The organism is Haemophilus sp. UMB1048, assembly GCF_030218125.1.
In the GTDB taxonomy this organism is placed as follows: Bacteria; Pseudomonadota; Gammaproteobacteria; order Enterobacterales; family Pasteurellaceae; genus Haemophilus_D.
In genome coordinates this window covers 1-273 of sequence record NZ_JASOPB010000101.1, presented here as the reverse complement: position 1 = coordinate 273, position 273 = coordinate 1, and the positions used below count along the sequence as shown (strand labels likewise).

General features: G+C 42.9%; 1 protein-coding gene. It reads left to right on the top strand.

The genetic code is table 11. From position 1 onward, the window contains the following. Positions 1 to 273 (top strand): Rib/alpha-like domain-containing protein (locus tag QP437_RS10715; RefSeq protein WP_285267735.1); only part of this gene is annotated, 273 nt, incomplete at both ends.

The window sequence follows — 273 nt, the reverse complement described above, 5'->3', positions numbered from 1 at the left end:
GCACTCAGCCTGGTACTTTCGATATTCCTGTAACCATTACATATAAGGATGGTTCTAAAGATCACGCAACAGTAAAGGTTACTGTAGGAAAGCCTCAGAGTGAAACTCATACGCCAAAGGTTGACGGCGGAATCACTAAGAAGTATGGAGAAAGTGGTCCTTCTGACAGTGACATCATTACTAAAGTCACTGTTCCAAACCAACCAGACGGTACAACAATTACGGTTGATAAAGGTCAAACACCTATCGACACTAAGACTCCTGGAACCGTAA